The 1596-nt window shown below is 42.0% G+C and carries 2 protein-coding genes; both read left to right on the top strand.

Features of this window, described 5'->3' with window-relative positions; all coding sequences use genetic code 11:
- A partial coding sequence (locus P5674_RS26770) for a reverse transcriptase domain-containing protein (RefSeq protein ID WP_434475136.1) occupies positions 1–336 on the top strand: 336 nt, incomplete at its 5' end.
- Positions 326–1498: a group II intron reverse transcriptase gene (locus P5674_RS24495; protein ID WP_434475135.1), complete on the top strand. Its 1173-nt coding sequence runs from the start codon at positions 326–328 to the stop codon at positions 1496–1498. The genes P5674_RS26770 and P5674_RS24495, both read left to right, overlap by 11 nt.
- Positions 1499–1596 lie beyond the last annotated feature (98 nt).

Genomic DNA, 1596 nt, shown 5'->3' with positions numbered 1-1596 from the left:
ATAAGAGCAATCTCTTCAAGACAAAGGTTCGAGCTTGTTAAGAACATTAAGGGAAAACTCAAATCAAAACCACTGCGAAGGGTGTGGATTCCAAAACCTGGTAAGGATGAAAAACGCCCACTAGGCATACCCACAATCCAAGATAGAGCAAGGCAAGCCTTGGTTAAGTCGGCTCTCGAACCTGAATGGGAATCGAGATTTGAAAGCACAAGCTATGGGTTCCGTCCCGGACGGTCAGCCCAAGATGCAATAGCACGAATTTACTCAAGTATCAACAAGGGTGAATATTATGTACTCGATGCTGATATAGCAAAATGCTCTTACCGTGAACCATGATTACCTACTGTCCAAAATTCATTGTCCAAGCAGCTTGAAGAGAGACCTGAAACAATGGCTCAAAGCTGGCGTGCTAGATAACGGTGTATTTGAGGATACAGAAACAGGGACACCTCAAGGAGGGGTAATAAGTCCAATACTCGCCAACATCGCACTGTTGGGAATGGAAAGGCTAGTTAAAGGAATGTATCCAAATAAAGGCACAGCCACTCAGGTAAACTTTATAAGATATGCCGATGATTTTGTGGTCATATCCAAAGACCTAGAAATCATTGAACAGTGCAAGACTGCTATTTCTGAATGGCTAAAACCTGTAGGACTAGAAATAAAACCTGAAAAGACTCGAATCTGTCATACACTCAAAACTATTGAGTATGACGGTAAAACAGAGAATCCAGGGTTTGACTTTCTCGGATTCAATATCAGGCAATATCCAGCAGGAAAATACAAATCTGGGAAAACAGGCGGGGCAGCAAGCCGATTAATCGGACATAAAACCCACATAAAACCCAGCCATAAAGCAGTTAAAGCCCATACAGAAGTGATTAAAGGTGTAATCAAACAACATAAGACAGCACCCCAATCAACCCTGATTAGTAGACTAAACCCAATCATAAGAGGATGGGCAAACTATTATTCAGCGGTAGTCTCAAAAGAGACCTTCACTAAGCTAGACAAAATAATCTGGCAAATGTTACGGGCATGGACAGCATCAAGATGCGGAAAGGCAAGTTACGAAAAGCTAAGTAATTATTTCAGACATGGAACAATTAAACTTAGCAATGGGAAAGAAAGACACGAAAATTGGCTGTTCCAAACCAAAGATGGGTTACATCTGTTCAATCACAATTGGACTCCAATTATCAGACATACCCTAATACGCCCTGACGCAACACTTTATGACGGAAATTGGACTTACTGGGCAACCAGGAAAGGACAAGCAATCGGCACGCCAAATAGGGTAGCAAAACTACTCAAAAAGCAAAAAGGTAGATGTACCTGGTGTGGACAATTCTTTACCCCATCAGATATAATTGAAGTAGACCACATTGTACCTAGAAGCCATGGCGGAAAGGATGAATACAAGAATATTCAATTATTACATCGCCATTGTCACGACAATAAAACAGCTCTTGATGAAGAGATGATGCTGTACTCTTAACAAGGAGACGGTCAAATTAGGAGCCGTATGAGGTGAAAGTCTCAAGTACGGTTCTGTATGGGAGGGGGAGATGGCGACATCTCTCTCGACCCCTACTC

Source organism: Limnospira sp. PMC 289.06 (assembly GCF_032350395.1).
In the GTDB taxonomy this organism is placed as follows: Bacteria; Cyanobacteriota; Cyanobacteriia; order Cyanobacteriales; family Microcoleaceae; genus Limnospira; species Limnospira platensis.
The sequence above is the reverse complement of the archived record's forward strand: the minus strand, read 5'-3'. Positions and strand labels throughout refer to the sequence as shown.